Source organism: Flavobacterium sp. 1355, assembly GCF_017833415.1.
GTDB lineage: Bacteria > Bacteroidota > Bacteroidia > Flavobacteriales > Flavobacteriaceae > Flavobacterium.
Genome location: NZ_JAFICC010000003.1, coordinates 329,789 through 350,104, shown reverse-complemented (window position 1 = coordinate 350,104; position 20,316 = coordinate 329,789). Strand labels below are relative to the sequence as shown.

The following is a 20,316-nucleotide window of genomic DNA, read 5'->3' as shown; positions in this document are numbered from 1 at the left end:
GAATTTTATGTGCAGCGCTAAATCTACTTTACGATTTTCATCTTTAATGCGAATTAATAAAAATTAAAACGTTATAGCTGAAAAAATAGTGTGCAAACAATAATTCCATATTATTTAAAAATTAGTGTTTATTTTTTAATAGTTAGTAATTTTAAGTGTAAAATAATAGTTAATTGCAATTTTGACCTCCTTTTTTTTCCATTTTACCCCTCCTTGAAGTTTTAAAACAGACATTACTTTGCACTTATAGTAATCGAAAGTTTCATTACTATACGAATCATCAGTGTTGTTTTTTTTAGATAAGTTTTTGGTCATTTAAAGAATTGAGCCTTCTTTAAAAAAAGATGTAAGAGTTGGTTTTACATACTTATCAACCCGCAGTTTTTTACTGCGGGTTTTAACACAAATTAGATGTCAGATATAAAACAGCAGAATTCCTGTATTTGAAATTAAACTGCTGCCAAGGATAAAAAAGAAAAATAAATTAACCATTACTAACATGACAACAACCAAACCACTACGTTTTTATTGTACTATTTCTTTGCCAAAGAAATATTTGGAATCCTTAACCGGGATTAATTTTCAAAACCAACATTTTTAGAATAAACAAACTAACTAAACCTAACCTTAAAATTAAAGAAATGAAAAAAAATCTATTCTTAATTTTTCTTTCGTTTTTTGTAATTCTGTTTTCAGGATGTCAAAATAACGAAACTGATTTTCCCAGTTCAGATAATCCGACAGTTACTGTTGCTACAGAAGAAATTTATGGGGCACCAACCCGAAAATTTGAAATCAAAGCTGCCATTGCAGATGATTTAGGATTAAAAAGCGTACGAATCCAGATTCCGGAATTATCACTGGACAAAGTGATTGCTTTTGCATCAGATCCTTTACTTAAATCGTATGATTTGAGTTATTTTTTTGAAATTCCTGCCAACAGAGGAACATCAGAAACTTTTAAAATAAAATTAACCATAACAGACGTTTCTAATAACGCCATAGACGAAGAAATCAACTTACGTCTTGATGGAGAATTTTCTGCTCCCGCTATTAGTATGATCACACCAAAAGAAGGCGCTGTGGTCTTATTATCAACCAGCAATGAATTGCCTGTTCATTTTGTTGTAAATGACGATTCTGGTATCGACTACATTCAGGTTCAATGTGCTGACTTAGGTATTGATGAAACAATTCAGTTAGACAATGCACCTCAGTCGTATACTTTCAACAAAACATATACATTGCCGGTAACAGCCGCTAATTATGTATTGACAATTACTGCAAAAGATAAATTTGCAATCCCGAATACAGGTTCATTAAACGTTAATATTGTGGCTACAAACGAGTATCCGGCTATTTACTTATGCGATCAGCCAAAAGGAACCAATCTTACCACCGATGCGGTTGGTGTCCCAATGTATTTTCATGAGAAAAATGGACAAGATTTTGAATTCAAATATTATGCAGACAAAGACAATAAAGAAATTTATTTCTTAGGTCAGGAATCAGGCTTTGCCCCACATTGCTTTGGATTAAACGGATCAGGAAACTTAACAGATGATGTTGCTTCTGCACCTATTATTTTGCCGACAAAAGGATATTACAATATAAAAATAAATCCAAACACACTTATTTACACCGCAACCAAATACACACCAACAAGCAAAGTCTGGGCCGATATTGCCAATGGATTATGGCATGATGATGCCGCTATGAGAAGACCTTTTGTGAGTGTTTGCGGAGGAGGAATTCAGGGTGCAACATGGGACACCTGGGACGCATGGACGCAGACAGGGCTGCATTTGGCCAATAATGCAAACAACCCTTATCAATTAGTTGGAGAATATACGCTTACAGGGACAATGGAAGCAACCTTCACTGGTCAATGGTGGGATCCATCCTGGAGATTGATCAAAAACGGAATTGCAACAATGTCACCGGGAGATAATGGAAATGCCAAATATCCTGCAGCGCCCGGAGTATACAAAGTAGTTCTTGATACAGAATTGGAAAGAGTATTTATAACAAAAAAATAATCATCTCTCATTTTTGTTATAGCGTTTAATTAATAAAACATCTTAATATGAAATATAAATATATATGGTTATTTATTACCATGTTGTGCACTGCTGCAACATTTGGTCAGATAACAGTAAAAGGAACCGTAAAGGATAAGGCTGCAGTGCCGATTCCCGGAGCTAACCTGATAGTAAAAGGAACTTCGACAACGACAGCAACCGATTTTGATGGTAAATTCTCGATTTCGGTTCCAAATAAAAATGCACAGATTGAGTTTTCTTTTGTTGGATTTTCCAGTAAAACAATTCAGGTTGGTGACAAAACAGAATTTGATATTGTTCTGGAAGAAGCCAGCCAGTCTTTGGACGAAATTGTAGTCGTAGGATACGCCGCAGTTAAGAAGAGCGATGTAACAAGTTCCATTTCTTCCGTAAAAGGAAAAGAGCTTCAGACAATGACTGTAGGAAACGTTACAGAATCATTACAGGGAAAAGTAGCCGGAGTTCAGGTAACAGGACAAGGAGGACCCGGAGCACAGCCAAGAGTTTTGATTCGTGGTATTTCTACTGTAAATCTTAGTACAGACCCGCTTTATGTAGTAGACGGAATTCCGATGGGAACGAGTATTAATTTCCTTAGTAATAATGAAATTGAATCTATGGAAGTCTTAAAAGATGCTTCTGCAAGTGCTATTTATGGTTCTCGTGCTTCGAACGGGGTTATCCTGATTACAACAAAAAAAGGAAAAGTGGGTAAAACCAGATTTACTTTTGACATAAGTTCTGGTTTTCAGATTATGAACAATCCTTATAATATGGCCGATGCAGAAGGATATGCCACTATCATGAATAAAGCCTATAATAATTCCGGCTACAGTGATTATTTGCCAAATCCATCTCAATATAGAGGAAAAACTACAGACTGGTGGAAAGCAGGAATCAGAGGAGGAACTCCTGTAACTAATGCTTCTTTGGGTGTCTCAGGAGGTTCAGAGAAACATACATATGCCATTAGTTTAAATTATTATGATGCTGAATCTATGTATGCAATTGGCGGATGGGAAAGAATAACGATGAGAATCGCCAATGATTTTAAATTCTCTGATAGTTTTTCTGCAGGAATTACGCTAAACCCTCGTTACGAAACCTGGGGAGCTCCTGGAAATTGGGCAGATTTTGATAAAATTGACCCGATTACGCCAATTTACAAACCCGCAGATCAGTTAAACGGGACTGAAAATGAATATAGTATTTATGCCCGTTCTCCATCTTATGTATGGAATCCTGTTGCAGCTGTAAAAAGATATGATGACTATACAGATCAGTACAATCTGAATACAAATGGATATTTACAATACACACCAATAAAAGGATTAGTGATTCGTACACAAGGATCTATAGAAGTTGGAGACAAAACACAAAGTATCTTCAGACCGGATTTTGTGATTGATGCCGCGCATGAAAAAGAAGAAATTAATAGCGTAGAAAGAAAAAATACCACCAACGCAGACTGGACATGGCAAAATACGATTACCTATTCCAGAACATTTGCAGAAAAACACAATGCTTCGTTAATGGTAGGTAATACAATGGAAGAATACAACGGAAATGATGTTTGGGGTTATGGCGAAGGAATTCCTAACAATTCTGACGTGATGAGAGAATTAAAAGCAGCTACTAAAAACCGCAAAAGTGATGGTAACAGCTGGTCCAGTTCTTTGATGTCTTACATTTCCCGTTTTTCTTATAACTATGACGGTAAATATTATTTTACCGGAACTTTTAGACGTGATGGATCATCAAAGTTCATGACCAATAATAAATGGGCCAATTTCCCTTCAGCGTCCGTTTCATGGAGAATCTTAAATGAAGGATTTATGGATTCAACAAAGGATGTATTAAGTGATCTTAGATTCAGGGCAGGTTGGGGAAAAGTAGGTAATCAGGGCTTGCCAACAGCAGTTTATCAGTCTAATATCGGACAAGGATTTTATCCGATTGGTGACGTTGTTACCGATACTTCTTTCCCTTCATCTATGGCCAATAAAGACATAAAATGGGAAACAGTTGAGGATATGAGTTTTGGAATTGATTTCGGATTATGGAAAAACAAACTTTCAGGATCTTTAGAATATTATAAGAAAAAAACAGAAGATATGCTGTTCTTAAAACAATTTCCAACCTATAGTGGTTTTCCCGCATACTCAACAATGTGGACAAATGTTGGATCCATGCAATCCAGCGGTATCGATTTGCTGGTTTCTTATAAAGATAAAAAAGGGGATTTCTCATACGGTGTTGATGTAACTTTTACGACAGTAGATGTAGAAATGCTTTCTCTTTCTTCTGACAGCGAAAAACTGTACGGATCAGGAAACAGAACATTAACGGTAAAGGGAGAAGAACCTGGATATTTCTACGGATATGTTGCTGATGGATTATTTCAAAACCAAACCGAATTAAATTCTCATACAGATGAACACGGAACAAAAATGCAGCCATATGCACAGGTAGGAGATGTTCGCTTTAAAGATGTAAACGGAGACGGAAAATTAGACGATAAGGACAGAACAAAAATCGGAACTCCATGGGCAGATTATAATGTTGGACTAAACTTAAATTTTGCTTACCAACAATTTGACTTAGTAGCCAACTTTTATTCAGGTATTGGAAATGATATTGTAAATCAAAATATTTCAGATTTATACAATGGTGCAAGTTTAACCAACAAAGTAAGCGGTCTCGATCAAATGGCGTGGCACGGAGAAGGAACTTCTAATTATGTTCCCCGTTTATCCAAAGATGATAACAACGAAAACTTTACAAAATTCTCATCTCTGTACGTAGAAGATGGTTCTTATGTACGATTAAAAAACCTGCAGATAGGGTATTCCTTCTATAATAAGTTTGGCTTAGACAAATTAAGACTGTCATTATCAGGACAGAATTTATGGACATGGACCAACTACACAGGAGTTGATCCCGAAGTTGCAGGAGGAGATCCTGACAAAGGTGACAGAGTTAAAGGTTCAGGATTTGGCGGATGGAACTATCCGGTTCAGCCAACAATACTAATGGGTCTTAATGTTGCATTTTAATAAAAAGAGATATGAAAAAAATACTAGTATCAATAATAGCTTTTTCTCTACTATCCGTTTCGTGTAGTGATTTTATTGAAAAAGAAGAAAGAGGAACTCAAACTTTAGAGAACTACTTTCAGACCGCACAAGAATGCGAAAATTATGTCAATGAGTTAACACGCAGATTATTACTGCCAAACGACTGGTATACCTTGGTAGCACCAAGAGTCACCAACGAAATGGCTACAGATGATGCCTGGATGGGCAACACAGGTCAGGATAATTCAGCACACAGACCTTGTTCCCAATACATCATTACGCCCGACAACATGGGAGATATGAACAGTATGTACACCGCTCATTATTTTACAATCCAGTCAGCAAACATTGGTTTGGAGAAAATGGAAGCATCGCCAATCAGCGAATCTCAAAGAAACCAATATGTAGGAGAATCTTTGTTTGTTCGTGCATATTGTTATTACGAACTGGTAAACAATTACGGAGCTGTACCTTTGTATACAACATCATTGGGAACGGGAGATTTAAAATTAGAACGCAGCCCGGTTCCGGCTGTTTATGCACAAATTGAAGCTGATCTTAAAGAATCTGCGGCAAGGCTTGAAAATATTCCGGTAAACAGAAGCGGAAGAGTAAACAAATGGGCAGCTTATGCCTTACTGGCTCGTGTCTCATTATTTCAGGAAAAATGGGCCGAAGCAAAAACATATTCAAACAAAGTAATTACAGAAGGTCCTTACTCATTGGAAACAGACTTTTTAAACATCTGGAATGTCAACAATCATAATGGGGTAGAATCTATTCTGGAAGCACAATCGTCCTCAGTACAGGATAAGAATTTAGGATCAGCTTTGCCAACCTTAGCAGGAGCCAGAGGTGAGGACAAGAAAAACTTTCCAAGCAATGATGCCGCAGATGTCCTTGACGGATGGGGATGGTGTATGCCTACAAGTGATTTAGAAAATGCTTATCTTTCTGAAAATGATGTTATTCGCCGCAGAAGCACGATTACAAAATGGGGAGAACCTGCTTATGGTGATGAGGTTTTGAATCCAACGCATAAATTCAGTTTAAATGACAATAAATCAGGACGTATTTGTCGCAAATATTATATTCCTATAGCAACACGCCGTTCATTAGACAAACAATACGAACATTTACCATTAAATATTCCGTTGATTCGTTTGGCAGAAATGTATTTAACAAGAGCAGAAGCGAGTTACCACGTTGGCGGAGATGCATTGGCAGATATCAACATTATCAGGGCCCGTGTAAAATTAGACCCAAAAACAGGTTTAGCAGGTCCGGCACTTTTAAAACAAATCTACAAAGAGCGCCGTTTAGAATTAGCTTTTGAAGGATTGCGTCTGTTTGATATTCGCCGTGAAAAAGATCCAAATACAGGAAAACCGGTTATAGAATCATTAATGGGGCCAAACGGAGCATTTGTACAATACAATTTGAATTCTACAGATCCGTATGAAACAACCAATACAAGAGAACCTCAGGATAAAGGCATCAACTTCAATCCGGCAAAGCATTTATTATGGCCAATACCACAAATAGAAATCGATTTGAGTGGAGGTTTAATTTCTCAAAACCCAAATTACTAATATGAAGTTCATCAATAAAAACAAAGTAAGTCTGCTGTGTGCAGGCTTGCTTTTAGCAAACTCTTTTTTAGTAAGCTGTGATTCAGAAGATTCAAATTCAGAAACCTCGGGTCCTACAGAACTAAAAATAAATCTGGATATGAATCTTCAAACGATGGAAAGCTTTGGAGCATCAGACGCCTGGCAGTGTAATTTCATTGGAAAAAACTGGCCGACAGACAAGCGAAATAAAATAGCCGATTTACTATTCAGCAACGAAATGGATGCAGACGGCAACCCAAAAGGAATCGGACTTTCTCTATGGCGTTTTAATCTTGGTGCAGGAAGTGCAGAACAAGGAGAAGCAAGTGATATTACAGACGAATGGAGACGTACCGAATGTTTTACCACAAACGGAGTTACCTACGATATGAGTAAACAAGCCGGGCAGGTTTGGTTCATGAAGGCAGCCAAAGAACGTGGTGTAGACAAATTATTGGCTTTCACGAACAGTGCTCCGGTATACTTAACTCAAAACGGAAAAGCACATGCCTCAATAAAAGAATTTTATAATTTGAAAGACGGAAAAATGCCGGAACTGGCAGATTACTGGACAACATCTTTAGAAAAACTAAAAACAGAACATGGTTTAACAATAGACTACATTAGCCCGTTTAATGAGCCACAATACGAATGGGATGGTTCGGCTCAGGAAGGTTCTCCGGCAACAAATGCTAATATTTACACTTTCGTGAATGTGCTGTCGCCAAAATTACAGGCAAAAGGTTTAGACGCCAAAATTGTAGTTGGAGAAGCCGGATCTTACGAATCATTGTACAGAACAATTTCAGGAAAAGAAAGCAGATCCAATCAAATCGATTATTTCTTTGGAACAAATTCTTCTAAAAACATTGGAAATCTAAGTAACGTAAAGAAAACAATTTCCGGACACAGTTACTGGCAGGCATGGCCATTGGCAACATTAATTTCGTCAAGACAAGACGCAGCCTCAAGAATACAATCAGTTGGCGGTGTTAGTCTTTGGTCATCAGAATATTGTGTTTTAGAAAGCCCGGGAACAGCAAAATTACCTGGTGGTGCAGGCCCTGGAAGAGATCTTGGAATGCCGCTCGCACTTTGGACAGCACGTTTAATCAGTACAGATATTGCAATTGGAGGAGTAACCTCATGGCAATGGTGGACAGCCATAAGCCGTGGAGATTACAAAGATGGTTTAATTCACGTAGACGATGGTGCTAGTAATGGCGCAGGAGATGCCAACTACTGTAAAAACGACGGATACATTAGAGATGCCAAAACACTGTGGGCTTTAGGTAACTTTTCATTCTTCGTAAAACCGGGAATGGTAAGAGTGGTGATTCCCGAACTGGATAATGCTGCAGCCACTACCGATGTTATGCTGACAGCATACAAAGATGCAGCTACTAAAAAACTGGTTATTGTTGCAGTAAACATCACTAAATCGGCAAAAGTATACAAACTAAACCTTTCAGGAGGAGCAATAACAGACAATAAATTAACTCCTTATATCACTTCTGAAACTATGAGTTTGAAAAAAGGAACAGCAGTAGATGCTGCCGGTTTTCAAATTCCTGCCAGATCGGTTGTGACTTATGTTGGAACATACAAGTAAAGATTGCGCTAAAAACTTTGTCAAAGTTTCAAACTTTGACAAAGTTAATACCCTTAAATAGTTTTTAGCATTATGTCATTTGCAGCACTGTCATTTTTCCTTATATCAAAATGGCAAACCGGGCAAAATAGTGACAATAGAAAAAATAGGAATAAATGAGAAAAGTATATATCTCGCTTTTATTGGTAATAAGTTCGCTGTCCTTTGCACAGCGAACCATTACCATCAGCACAGATCATGTAGTACAAACCATGGATGGTTTTGGAGGATCTGATGCCTGGAGAACACAGTTTGTTGGCAAAAACTGGCCAGAAGAGAAAAAGAACGCCATTGCCGATTTATTGTTTAGTAAAGAAATAGATGCACAAGGAAATCCAAAAGGAATTGGTCTCTCGATCTGGCGTTTCAACCTCGGAGCCGGAAGCACAGAACAAGGAGAAAATAGTAAAGTATCAGACGAATGGAGGAGAAGCGAATGTTTCATGAATGCCGACGGAACTTATGATTTTTCAAAGCAGGAAGGTCAAAGATGGTTTTTGCAGGCAGCGAAAAAACGCGGAGTAGAAAAATTCCTGATTTTCACCAATAGCCCGCCTGTTTTTATGACAAACAACGGACTATCTTTTGCTTCTCAAAAGAATAAACTGAATCTAAAAGATGGAGCAATTCCAAAATTTGCCGATTTCTTAGTTCAAAGTATTCAGGGATTAGAAAAAAAAGAAGGAATAAAATTCGATTACATAAGTCCAATAAATGAACCGCAATGGGAATGGATGCCGAAAAGCGGGGATCAAAACAGTCAGGAAGGTACGCCAGCGACCAATCAGGAAATTTATGATTTGACCAAATCGCTTTCAGACAAACTGAGAGCGCATAAAATGAATACAGAAATTGTGATTGCAGAAGCAGCACAGATTAATTATTTGTATGAAAATGTAAATGGCGAAGACCGCGACAACCAAATCGATTACTTCTTCGGAAAAAACAAAACCAATATTTCAAAACTGCCAAATGTAAAAAACGTTATTTTAGGTCACAGTTATTTTACCACCTGGCCAGTTGACAAACAAGTTTTAAGCAGAAAATTAATTACTGCTGAAGTAAAACAAAAACCAGGATTAAAATACTGGCAGTCTGAATACTGCATTTTAGAAAATCCCGGAGAAACAGAAATTCCCGGAGGCTCCGGCGGAGGCAGAGATTTAGGAATGCAGACAGCATTGTTTGTGGCGCGCTTAATTCATAACGATATAGCAATTGCCAATGCCGCATCATGGCAATGGTGGACATCCTTAACCAGAGTAGATTATAAAGATGGATTAATCTATCTGGACGATGGAAAAAGCAATGGAGGAACTGCACCCGATTACGTAAAACATGACGGACAATATCATGATTCAAAACTGCTTTGGGCATTAGGAAATTACTCTTTGTTTGTACGTCCCGGAATGTTAAGAATAGCTGTTCCCGATCAGGATGAAGCCGCTTCCGCAAATGATGTAATGATCACCGCATACAAAGATACAGCCAGTAAAAAACTAATTGTAGTTGCCGTAAACTGCGGAAAAAATGCACAGCAATACAAATTTAATCTAACAAAAGGATTATTAAAAAATAATGAATTAACGCCATATATAACAGCAGAAAATTCAAACCTGAAAAGAAACGAAATTCAAAAAGCAGATCATCTCGAAATCCCTGCAAAGTCAGTAGTGACCTTTGTTGGCGAATTACAGTATTAGTTTAAAGTTTCAGGTTTCAGGTTTCATGTTTAGAACTGTAAAAAACCTGAAACCTGAAACCTGAAACAAAAAACAAAAAAAAGGCTTAGCCCCTCAGCATCTTAGCAACTTAGAACCTTATAAAAAATGTTTACAAAAAAAATCATTCTACCCGTACTACTCTTCTCCTGTATATCTGCATTTAGTCAGATATCATTTGGAGATTCAAAAAAAATCAATGACAATTGGAAATTCAACCTTCAGGACACACCAGAGGCCCAAAACAAAACATTCGATGACACCAAATGGCAGTCTGTAAATGTGCCCCATGACTGGAGCGTAAAAGGGCAATTGAGCCCGACGCTGGCCAGCTGCACAGGATATCTTCCGGGTGGCATCGCCTGGTACAGAAAAACAATCAATATACCACAAAGCAAAATCGGCGAAAAAGTATATTTATATTTTGAAGGCGTTTACAACAGAAGCGAAGTTTTCATCAACGGGCATTCGCTTGGCAAACGTCCGAACGGGTACATTTCATTTGCTTATGATGCCACACAGTTTGTAAAATACGGAGAAGAAAATACCATTTCGGTTCGTGTAGACCACAGCCAGAGTGCAGATTCCAGATGGTACACAGGTTCAGGAATTTACAGAAACGTTTGGTTGGTATATTCAAACCCGGTTCATATCGCACAATGGGGAGTTTACGCTTACCCGGAAGTCAATAAAGGAAACGGAATCTTAAATGTTGAGGTTGATATTGAAAACGGCTCAAAAGCAAAAACAAACCTTACAGTTGTAAACGAACTATTTACAAAAGAAGGAAAATCGGTAGCAAAAACAACAAGCAAAGTTGAAGTTGCCCAAAACCAAAACGGTAAAATCCTGACCAAATTAAATGTTTCAAATCCACAATTATGGGATATAAATAATCCAAATCTATACGAACTTAAAACCATTGTCTTAAAAGACGGAAAAGAAATCGACCGAACCGTTACACAGACAGGTTTCAGAACCTTCACATTTGATCCCAATAATGGTTTTGCCCTTAACGGAAAATGGATGAAAATGAAAGGGGTTTGCCTTCATCATGATGCAGGAGTTTTAGGTTCGGCAGTACCAAGAGAAGTTTGGAAAACACGTCTTAAGACATTAAAAGAAATAGGAGTAAATGCCATTCGTACCAGTCATAACCCACAGGCACCGGACTTTTATGAGCTTTGCGACGAGTTAGGGCTTTTGGTTTTAAACGAAGCTTATGACGAATGGGAATTTCCAAAACGCAAATGGCTGGAAGGCTGGAATTACGGAACCCCGGGATTTGAAGGTTCGTTTGATATTTTTGCCAATTGGGGAGAAAAAGATTTAGAAGACTTCGTACGCCGTGACAGAAATCACCTGTCGGTTTTCGGCTGGAGTATTGGTAATGAAGTTGATTATCCAAACGATCCCTATTCACATCCGGTTTTAGACAAAGGAAAAGAAGGTTTTGGACAAGCAAATTACGGCGGATACAAAAAAGACGCACCAGATGCCATGCGTTTGGGAGCAATTGCAAAACGTTTGGTTGCAGCCGTAAAAAAATATGACAAATCGCGTCCTACAACAGCAGGACTGGCAGGAGTTGCAATGTCTAACGAAACAGAATATCCGGGCGCACTAGACATTACAGGATATAATTATACAGAAAGCAAATACAAGCCTGATCATGAGAAATACCCAAACCGCGTAATTTTTGGTAGTGAAAATGTACACGATATGGAGCCTTGGTTAGCCGTAAAAAACAACAAACACATCTTCGGCCAATTTTTATGGACAGGAATCGATTACCTCGGAGAGTCAGGAAGATGGCCGTCAAGAGGTTTTTATTCCGGTTTGGTAGATTTTGCAGGAGTTATAAAACCAAGAGGTTATTTCCGTCAGTCATTATGGTCAGATAAACCAATGGTATATGTCGGAACTTATCTGCTAAAAAATGAAAAGGAAATCTCTAAAGATGCATGGGCAATCTGGAATTACGATGAAGGACAAAAAATTCGTGTGGTTTGCTACACAAATGCTGCGAAAGCACGTTTGGAATTAAATGGAAAAATAGTAGGCGAAACTAAGCCGTACGACGAAAAAACCGGTATTATTTATTGGGACATTCCATTTGTTTCAGGAAAATTAGAAGCAGTTGGTTTAGATGCAAATGGCAAAGAAGTAAGCCGCTATGCTGTAACTTCAACACAACAGCCAGTTGAATTAACCATTGCAGACAAAAATATCAGCATTGCAAAAGACAAAGGAGTTGCCAAAATAATGGTTCAGGTAAAAGATCAAAACGGCCTTCCGGTTATGCTGTCAGATAACGAAATCACCTGCACAATCTCAGGACCCGGAACTTTATTAGGATTAGAGGCCGGAAATAATAGCGACATGACCGATTATACCGATAATGTCCAACGGGTTTATCATGGACATATTGCAGCTTATATTCAGGCAAACGGAGATTCGGCAGAGCCAATAAAAGCTACATTTACGAGCCAGTGGTTAAAACCGGTTGAGGTTACGATAAATGTGAAATAATTAGTTTTCAACGAAGACCTAACAGGTTTTTAAAACCTGTTAGGTCTAATAATCCATAACAGATTAGAATCACTTAAATCTTTTTAATCTGTGGCAAAAAAAATGAACTGTAAGCATTTTGCTTTCGAAGACCTAACAGGTTTTAAAACCTGTTAGGTCTAATAATCATAACAGATTAAAATCATCTAAATCTTTTTAATCTGTGGCAAAAAAAATGACCTGTAAGCATTTTGTTTTCAAAGACCTAACAGGTTTTTAAAACCTGTTAGGTCTAATTTTACAAGATTATCGGCACAATAATAAATTTCATTATATTTAAAGTGTAAAAACTACACATAACTACACAAAATGAAAATCAAAAACGTACTAACTCTGGCAATAGGAACAATGTTTCTAACTGTCACATCCATAGCTCAGACCAAAAGTTTCAAAAAAGAAGAATTCAAACAATGGGCACAAACCCCGCCAATGGGCTGGAACAGCTGGGACTGCTACGGGCCAACGGTAGAAGAACATGAAGTAAAAGCCAATGCCGATTACATGGCAAAAGAGCTCAAAAAATACGGGTGGGAATATGTTGTAGTCGACATCAGATGGTTTGTAGAAAATGACAAAGCAGGAGGTTACAACCAGACAGATCCGAGATATGTAATAGATCAATATGGGCGGTATTTGCCGGCAGTAAACCGTTTTCCGTCAGCAAAAGATGGACAGGGGTTTAAGCCTTTGGCAGATTATATACATAAAAAAGGATTAAAATTCGGAATCCATATTATGCGCGGTATTCCTAAAAAAGCAGTAGAAGACAAAATGCCAATCAAAGGCGCAAACGGAATCACTGCAGACCAGGTTTATACCACTGCGCTGCAATGCGAATGGCTAAAAGACAATTATACTATTGTAGCAGACAAGCCAGGAGCACAGGAATATTACAATTCGATATTTGATTTGTATGCGCAATGGGGCGTTGATTTTATTAAAATAGATGATTTGTCAAGACCGTACCATGAAGCAGAAATCAACCTCATAAGAAATGCGATTGACAACTGCGGGCGCAAAATTGTATTGAGCACATCACCAGGAGAAACACCAGTTTCTGCCGCAGCACACGTAAGCACTCACGTCAATATGTGGAGAATGGTAGATGATGTATGGGATACATGGCCACACATAACGCACTTAATGGATGTTGCTCAAAAATGGTATCCTCATATTGCGCCGGGAACGTGGCCAGACTGCGATATGATTCCCTTGGGAAGAATTTCGATACGAGGGGAACGCGGAGAAGACCGAATGACGCGCTTAACCAAAGAAGAACAATATACGTTAATCACATTTTTTAATATTTTTAAATCACCTTTGTTTTTTGGCGGTGATCTGCCAAGTAATGATGCCTTTACATTATCATTATTAACAAATAAAGAAGTTGTAAAAATGCATAACGAAAGCACTGCCGTAAAACAGCTTTTTCAAAAAGACGGAAAAATCGCAGTAACGTCAAAAAATGAAAAAGACGGAAGTACCTATCTGGCGTTATTCAATATTTCAGATGCAAATACACAAAAAGTATCAGTTAATACCTCAGATTTAAATCTTTCAGAAAAATTAGAATTAACCAATTTGTGGACAGGCGTTAAAACGACTATTTCGTCAGGTGAAATTGCAGAAGAATTAAAACCTCACAGTTCGGTTTTGTATAAGATTAAAAGTAAAAAATAATGAAAAAAATATTCTTAAACATTGTATTATTTTCAATGTTTTTTAATTGCATACAAGCCCAGAACAAAACAAACGGTATTCCGCCCGGAATTGCAGACAAAGACCTTACAGCCTATCTATTTGTATATTTTACAGGAAACTCTATTGAAGAAGAGGCGGTTCGATACGCAGTCAGTGCAGACGGTTATCATTATTACCATCTTAACGATAACAAACCTGTTATCGACAGCAAAACAATTAGTTCTACAGGAGGCGTTCGGGATCCGCATATTTTGCGTGGCGAAGACGGAAAAACCTTTTATATGGTTCTGACCGATATGACGTCATCCAAAGGCTGGGACAGCAACAGGGCAATAATTTTATTAAAAAGTACCGATTTGGTAAATTGGAAAAGTACCGTTGTAAATATTCAGACCCTGTTTCCCGGAAATGAAAACCTAAAAAGAGTCTGGGCACCGCAAACTATTTACGATGCCAAAGCAGGAAAATACATGATTTACTTTAGCATGCAACATGCCGGAGGTCCTGATAAAATTTATTACGCCTACGCAAATGAAGATTTCACAGCTTTGGAGAGTGCACCAAAATTATTATTTGTTCCAAAATCTGAACGCGCCTGCATCGACGGAGACATTATAGAAAAAGACGGCAATTACCACCTTTTCTATAAAACCGAAACAGAAAAAGCAGGAATAAAAGTAGCTACTACAACCAATTTGACTTCAGGAAAATGGACTGAAAATGATAATTACCTCCAACAGACAAAAGATGGGGTAGAAGGCTCAGGAGTTTTCAGACTAAACAACTCTGACGAGTATATTTTGATGTACGACGTGTATACCAAAGGAAAATATCAGTTTACAAAAACAAAAGATTTAGAAAACTTTACAGTAATAGACAATGATATTTCAATGGATTTTAATCCGCGTCACGGAACAATTTTGCCCATCACCCGTTCTGAATTAAAAAGGATTACAGCCAAATGGGGAATGCCGGCAAAATATCCAAAAGTAAATAACAATCCGGTTTTAGGAGGATATTATGCAGACCCCGAAATTTTATATTCCAACAAAACAAAAAAATACTATATCTATCCAACAAGTGACGGATTTGATGGCTGGTCAGGATATTATTTCAAAACCTTTTCATCAGATAATCTTGTTGACTGGAAAGACGAAGGAATTATAATTGACCTCAAAAAAGACGTATCGTGGGCCAACAGAAATGCATGGGCACCGTGTATCGTAGAAAAAAAGATAAAAGGAAAATATCAGTATTTCTATTATTTTACTGCTGCTCAAAAAATTGGAGTTGCCGTTTCAGACCACCCGACAGGACCTTTTAAAGACAGCGGAAAACCAATCGTAAGCACAAGGCCAGAAGGAATTAAGGACGGTCAGGAAATAGATCCGGATGTTTTTACAGATCCAAAAACCGGAAAAAGTTACTTGTATTGGGGCAATATGTACATGGCAGTAGCCGAATTAAATCCAGATATGACTTCATTAAAAGAAGGAAGCACCAAAACAATTGCCGTAAACGATTCTTTTCGAGAAGGAACTTATGTAATCAGCAGAAACGGGAAATATTATTTCTTTTGGAGTGAAGATGATACCAGAAGTCCAAATTACAAAGTGCGATATGCCATTTCAAATTCACCGACCGGACCGCTTGAAATGCCCGAAAATAATATCATAATTCAGGGAAAACCGGATTTAGGAATCTATGCCACCGGACACAACTCGGTATTGCAAATTCCCAACAAAGACGAATGGTACATTACCTATCACAGATTCTCATACCCAACCGGAATAAAGATGGGCGACGCTGCAGGTTTTCACCGTGAAGTCTGTATCGACAAACTCGAATTTAACCCGGACGGAACCATAAAACAAGTTATTCCTACTCATGAAGGAATAAAAGCGATTAAGTAATTTTAATTTTGGTTTAATGCAAAACTGCTCCGCCTGTATTGGAGCAGTTTTTTAATTTTCAGAAATTTTGATTTTAGAATTTGGAGCTGTTTCCTGCTATCCGCTATATCTTTTCCTGGCTAAAGGAGCCAGAAAAAGGATACCGCTCCTATCAGGGCTAGAGCACTTGTTTCCATTAGATCTTTTGTAAAGTTCCTGTTTTTTGTATTCCTTTGCAAAGAATACTAACTGGTATCTTTTTATGAAAAAAGCACTCTCTACACGACTTTCAATCCTCCAGAAATCATTTGAACTGATTTATACACATGGCTATCAGGCAACAAGTATCGATACTATAATTGCAGCAACAAACGTAACAAAAGGAGCTTTCTTTTATCATTTTAAGAACAAGGAAGAAATGGGACTTGCCGTGATTAATGAAATTATGTATCCGCTGATGCAGGGAGATTTCGTAAAACCCTTACTGAGTTCTGCAGATCCAGTAAACGATATTTATAAGATGATGCATTATTTATTGCTCGAAAATGAATTCCTTCTAAAAAAATACGGCTGTCCTGCAGGAAACCTTACTCAGGAAATGTCTCCGATAAACCAGCATTTTAGTGACGCGCTTGCCAAACTTACCACAGAACTAAAAGACGCCATGCAGACCGCATTAAAAAACGGAAAAAAATCGGGACTTATAAAATCTGAAATAAACGAACAACAAGTCGCTCTCTTTGTATTGTCCGGCTATTGGGGAATCCGAAATTTTGGTAAACTTTCGGATAATAATGATTACTATGATGTTTATTTACAAGAGCTTAAGTCGTATCTAAATAATTTGAAGAAAAACTAGTTTCAAAAAACATACTAAATAGTATGTTTTATTTATATTTGCATTATTATTTTAAACAAATAACAATGTATCCAACACTACTATTTTTGCATTCCATCGTAAGATGGCTTGTTCTCCTGAGTTTATTCTATTCTCTTGTAAGAGCTTATAAAGGTTATACCCAAAAAAAATCGTTCTCCAAAACAGATAATTCAGTTCGTCACTGGACGGCCACAATTGCCCATGTACAACTTATGCTGGGAATTGTGCTGTATTCTCAAAGTCCGATAATTAAGTACCTCTGGAATAATTTTGCAGAAGCATCAAAAGATGTAAACACCATTTTCTTTGGATTAATTCATTTTGTATTAATGCTTATTGCAATTGTTCTTATCACAATTGGTTCTGCGGTCTCCAAACGAAAAGCAGTTGATGAAGATAAATTCAAAACCATGCTTATCTACTTTTCTATTGCTCTGCTAATCATTTTTATTGCCATTCCGTGGCCATTTTCACCTCTTGCAAACAGACCTTATTTTAGATAATTATGACACATTTTTTTAAAACAAACATCGGACGATTAAGAATTCTTGGACTTCTTGAAGGAATTTCATTATTGATTTTAATTTTTATAGCTGTTCCGCTAAAATATATTTTAGGTAATCCATTGGGAACCAAAATGCTCGGACCAATTCATGGCGCCTTGTTTTTGCTTTTTATATTCAATGCGCTGAGTGTAGGAGTAGAGCAAAACTGGAAATTTAAAACCACTACATGGAAAGTGCTTTTGGCCTGTATCATTCCGTTCGGAACTTTTTATATCGATCATAAAATTTTGAGCAAAATAGAAATTGAGAATCAATAGCCGATTTAGTAAACCTATTATTTGTAAAGTCATGATCGAGATTTTCAAAACCAATGTAAATTCAAAAAGACAATCCAACAGAATTTTAAAAATACTTAAAAACATATTTCCTGACGCTTCTTTTATTTTTGATCTGGAAGATTGCGACAAAATCCTGCGGGTTGATGATGTAGAGATAATGCAGATGCAACTATCAAAAACGAAATTATAAATTTGGGTTTTATGTGTGAAATTTTAGAAGAATAACACTCTTGCATTCCTAAATTTTATAAAGCTTAAGCTGCTGATTCTTTTCCCGGATCAGCAGCTTTTTTTTGTATGTTAAGTTTTTTTATAAACAGTTCCGAATTAGAATTACGTCTATTTTTTTTATTAGCTTTCGTCTCTCAATATTACATCAGGACCATATTTTATTGATAAAAAAAATATATAAGTAAAATCGTTATATCAGGAATAAAAGAATAAGTAAAAATTGATATTTGGATTGAATTACAACTTGTAGTTATATTGTATAAGATGCTTTGTAAGAAAAAAAACAGGATTATGCGTAATATTGCGAATACAAAGTTTTGATCAAAACCAACGTATTTGGATGTTTTTGTAAGAATGTTAGCCATTTGATTGCATGCTTTGACAACGTCCCCGAATAAACACTCAATTATATAACTACTAAATTATTATGTTCTTTACTATTACTCATGATCAGGTGCATTTTCACTATGGATCTAAAAGCTGGCAATACAGTTCTAATGAAATTGTTGAGCTCGGATTACTCAAAAAGAAGAAGTCTTATCTTCTTGAAAACGGTATATTTATAGCCATTACAGCCATCGCTTATTATTGTATGGTTTTCTCAGATGTAATGGAATTGTATTATATCGTCCCCACTTTGTTATGTTATACCATTATTATCATCTACAGATTTCACGGAAACATCGATTCCGAATATTATGTAATCGTAAAAGATGTTTACCAAAATGAAATACGGGTTAAAATTAAAAACCTTGACCGGCCTCTAATAGGCAAACAAATTGACCTGTATCTGGACCAGGAATTTGACCGGAATTTACAACTACAAAAATCTAATACTTAAAACAGCCATGTTATCAAACGAAATTTTTGGTTACGATGTAGCTTTTATTGTCGTTGCAATAGTATACGGTTTTATAATTACTACCAGAAAAAAATAAAAAATACCACTTTACCAAACCCCTACTACAAGTGGTATCATAATCATGCATAAGTACAGTTGCTGTACGCAAGTTTAGCAGACAGTTTAGCTGTACTATTCTCCCCCAAATCAAGCTTATGCCCACTTCAATAAAAAATAAAATAAAAAGCATTAGAGAGTTAAAAAATTATACTCAGGAATATATGGCAGATCAACTAGGAGTAACCCAGGCGGGTTACAGTAAAATTGAAAAAGGAAAAACGGTTCTTTCGTTTGTGAAATTAGTTGAAATTGCCCGCATTTTAGAAGTCAGTGTTGAAGACATTCTTAGTTTTGACAGTCAGCGGTATTTTAATAGTTTTAATAAAGTAAAAGGAAATAATAACGGCAGCATAATGATCAATTCTGACAACAGCGTCGCCTTAAAGGAACTTTATGAAGATAAAATCATGCTCCTTGAAAAATTATTAAACAAAACAGAAGAAGAACTAAATAGATACAAAAAGAAATTTGGTCCGCTTTAGAAAACAAAAAACGAGGTTTATGGCCTCGTTTTTTTAGTTTTAAGTCTTATAAATTATGCTGTCTGATCGTCAATTGTGGCATCGGGCGCATTTGTCTTTACTGATTCTATACCATTATCTCTACCGGATGCACTTTCGTACATCTCACTAGAACCAATGGTTTGACCATTACCTGCCTTTAGGCTAAAATAATATTTGCCATTTGTTGATTCCTTTTTTTCATATCTGCTATCATCCTGTGAGTTGGTTTTTACAGATTCAACTCCGTTGCTGCAGGCAGATTTAGAAGAATAACCTTCACTGCTTAAAATAGTCTGACCATTTCCGGCTTTTAAATTGAATTGAAATTCACCATTAGTTCTTTGATTAATTACAAATTTTCCCATATAGTTTTGGTTTAAGGTTGCTGTTTATTTTGCAGAAATAAAAATACAAAACTTAGTCATACAATATAGGTTTCGATAAAAAATAAACAGTTGTATGATAAAAAAATATAACATAAAAAATCAGATTTTATTTACTGGTATTAAGTTTGCTGTGTTTTTGTTATGTTTAAAAAAATGTTATTTGCTATTAAATTTGAGAAAGCATAATTTTATTTTAAATAAGAATATTCTTTATATTTATGA

General features: G+C 36.7%; 15 protein-coding genes. 14 read left to right on the top strand and 1 reads right to left on the bottom strand.

What is annotated here, in order from left to right; all coding sequences use genetic code 11:
- The first annotated feature begins 641 nt into the window (after positions 1 to 641).
- From JOD96_RS05595 to JOD96_RS05530, 14 genes are all read left to right on the top strand, one after another.
- Positions 642 to 2,039 carry a hypothetical protein gene (locus JOD96_RS05595; RefSeq protein ID WP_209563284.1) on the top strand — a complete coding sequence of 466 codons (1,398 nt, stop codon included), beginning with the start codon at positions 642 to 644 and terminating at the stop codon, positions 2,037 to 2,039.
- Between the two features lie 47 nt (positions 2,040 to 2,086).
- Positions 2,087 to 5,119: a SusC/RagA family TonB-linked outer membrane protein gene (locus JOD96_RS05590; protein ID WP_209563283.1), complete on the top strand. Its 3,033-nt coding sequence runs from the start codon at positions 2,087 to 2,089 to the stop codon at positions 5,117 to 5,119.
- Between the two features lie 11 nt (positions 5,120 to 5,130).
- Positions 5,131 to 6,732 (top strand): RagB/SusD family nutrient uptake outer membrane protein, encoded by a 1,602-nt coding sequence (locus tag JOD96_RS05585; RefSeq protein WP_209563282.1) that lies wholly within the window; start codon positions 5,131 to 5,133, stop codon positions 6,730 to 6,732.
- 1 nt (position 6,733) lies between these two features.
- Positions 6,734 to 8,365, top strand: a complete 1,632-nt coding sequence (locus tag JOD96_RS05580) for a glycoside hydrolase (protein WP_209563281.1) — start codon at positions 6,734 to 6,736, stop codon at positions 8,363 to 8,365.
- A 155-nt stretch (positions 8,366 to 8,520) separates the two neighbouring features.
- Entirely contained in the window at positions 8,521 to 10,107 is a 1,587-nt protein-coding gene (locus JOD96_RS05575) for a glycoside hydrolase (RefSeq protein WP_209563280.1), read from the top strand.
- Between the two features lie 126 nt (positions 10,108 to 10,233).
- Positions 10,234 to 12,657: a sugar-binding domain-containing protein gene (locus JOD96_RS05570; protein ID WP_209563279.1), complete on the top strand. Its 2,424-nt coding sequence runs from the start codon at positions 10,234 to 10,236 to the stop codon at positions 12,655 to 12,657.
- 348 nt (positions 12,658 to 13,005) lie between these two features.
- Entirely contained in the window at positions 13,006 to 14,376 is a 1,371-nt protein-coding gene (locus tag JOD96_RS05565; RefSeq protein ID WP_209563278.1) for a glycoside hydrolase family 27 protein, read from the top strand.
- Positions 14,376 to 16,310, top strand: a complete 1,935-nt coding sequence (locus JOD96_RS05560) for a family 43 glycosylhydrolase (RefSeq protein ID WP_209563277.1) — start codon at positions 14,376 to 14,378, stop codon at positions 16,308 to 16,310. The genes JOD96_RS05565 and JOD96_RS05560 overlap by 1 nt, the downstream gene beginning before the upstream one ends.
- 241 nt (positions 16,311 to 16,551) lie before the next feature.
- Positions 16,552 to 17,148 carry a TetR/AcrR family transcriptional regulator gene (locus JOD96_RS05555; RefSeq protein WP_209563276.1) on the top strand — a complete coding sequence of 199 codons (597 nt, stop codon included), beginning with the start codon at positions 16,552 to 16,554 and terminating at the stop codon, positions 17,146 to 17,148.
- A gap of 65 nt (positions 17,149 to 17,213) precedes the next feature.
- The gene (locus tag JOD96_RS05550; RefSeq protein ID WP_209563275.1) at positions 17,214 to 17,672 is read left to right on the top strand and encodes a hypothetical protein; all 459 of its coding nucleotides are present in this window, start codon (positions 17,214 to 17,216) and stop codon (positions 17,670 to 17,672) included.
- 2 nt (positions 17,673 to 17,674) lie between these two features.
- Complete coding sequence (locus JOD96_RS05545) at positions 17,675 to 17,992, top strand: DUF3817 domain-containing protein (RefSeq protein WP_209563274.1); 318 nt, start codon at positions 17,675 to 17,677, stop codon at positions 17,990 to 17,992.
- Between the two features lie 31 nt (positions 17,993 to 18,023).
- Complete coding sequence (locus tag JOD96_RS05540; protein WP_245188356.1) at positions 18,024 to 18,203, top strand: hypothetical protein; 180 nt, start codon at positions 18,024 to 18,026, stop codon at positions 18,201 to 18,203.
- Between the two features lie 468 nt (positions 18,204 to 18,671).
- Positions 18,672 to 19,085, top strand: coding sequence for a hypothetical protein (locus tag JOD96_RS05535; protein ID WP_209563273.1), 414 nt, complete (start codon positions 18,672 to 18,674; stop codon positions 19,083 to 19,085).
- Between the two features lie 215 nt (positions 19,086 to 19,300).
- Positions 19,301 to 19,687 (top strand): helix-turn-helix transcriptional regulator, encoded by a 387-nt coding sequence (locus tag JOD96_RS05530; RefSeq protein ID WP_209563272.1) that lies wholly within the window; start codon positions 19,301 to 19,303, stop codon positions 19,685 to 19,687.
- 53 nt (positions 19,688 to 19,740) lie between these two features.
- Here JOD96_RS05530 and JOD96_RS05525 read toward each other — a convergent pair whose 3' ends face one another.
- Entirely contained in the window at positions 19,741 to 20,073 is a 333-nt protein-coding gene (locus JOD96_RS05525; protein WP_209563271.1) for a YegP family protein, read from the bottom strand.
- Positions 20,074 to 20,316: the final 243 nt, after the last annotated feature.

What these genes read in the sequence shown, in the direction of transcription:
- JOD96_RS05595 (WP_209563284.1), top strand. Translation starts at nt 642, where the DNA reads ATGAAAAAAAATCTATTCTTAATTTTTCTTTCGTTTTTTGTAATTCTG.
- JOD96_RS05590 (WP_209563283.1), top strand. Translation starts at nt 2,087, where the DNA reads ATGAAATATAAATATATATGGTTATTTATTACCATGTTGTGCACTGCT.
- JOD96_RS05585 (WP_209563282.1), top strand. Translation starts at nt 5,131, where the DNA reads ATGAAAAAAATACTAGTATCAATAATAGCTTTTTCTCTACTATCCGTT.
- JOD96_RS05580 (WP_209563281.1), top strand. Translation starts at nt 6,734, where the DNA reads ATGAAGTTCATCAATAAAAACAAAGTAAGTCTGCTGTGTGCAGGCTTG.
- JOD96_RS05575 (WP_209563280.1), top strand. Translation starts at nt 8,521, where the DNA reads ATGAGAAAAGTATATATCTCGCTTTTATTGGTAATAAGTTCGCTGTCC.
- JOD96_RS05570 (WP_209563279.1), top strand. Translation starts at nt 10,234, where the DNA reads ATGTTTACAAAAAAAATCATTCTACCCGTACTACTCTTCTCCTGTATA.
- JOD96_RS05565 (WP_209563278.1), top strand. Translation starts at nt 13,006, where the DNA reads ATGAAAATCAAAAACGTACTAACTCTGGCAATAGGAACAATGTTTCTA.
- JOD96_RS05560 (WP_209563277.1), top strand. Translation starts at nt 14,376, where the DNA reads ATGAAAAAAATATTCTTAAACATTGTATTATTTTCAATGTTTTTTAAT.
- JOD96_RS05555 (WP_209563276.1), top strand. Translation starts at nt 16,552, where the DNA reads ATGAAAAAAGCACTCTCTACACGACTTTCAATCCTCCAGAAATCATTT.
- JOD96_RS05550 (WP_209563275.1), top strand. Translation starts at nt 17,214, where the DNA reads ATGTATCCAACACTACTATTTTTGCATTCCATCGTAAGATGGCTTGTT.
- JOD96_RS05545 (WP_209563274.1), top strand. Translation starts at nt 17,675, where the DNA reads ATGACACATTTTTTTAAAACAAACATCGGACGATTAAGAATTCTTGGA.
- JOD96_RS05540 (WP_245188356.1), top strand. Translation starts at nt 18,024, where the DNA reads ATGATCGAGATTTTCAAAACCAATGTAAATTCAAAAAGACAATCCAAC.
- JOD96_RS05535 (WP_209563273.1), top strand. Translation starts at nt 18,672, where the DNA reads ATGTTCTTTACTATTACTCATGATCAGGTGCATTTTCACTATGGATCT.
- JOD96_RS05530 (WP_209563272.1), top strand. Translation starts at nt 19,301, where the DNA reads ATGCCCACTTCAATAAAAAATAAAATAAAAAGCATTAGAGAGTTAAAA.
- JOD96_RS05525 (WP_209563271.1), bottom strand. Translation starts at nt 20,073, where the DNA reads ATGGGAAAATTTGTAATTAATCAAAGAACTAATGGTGAATTTCAATTC.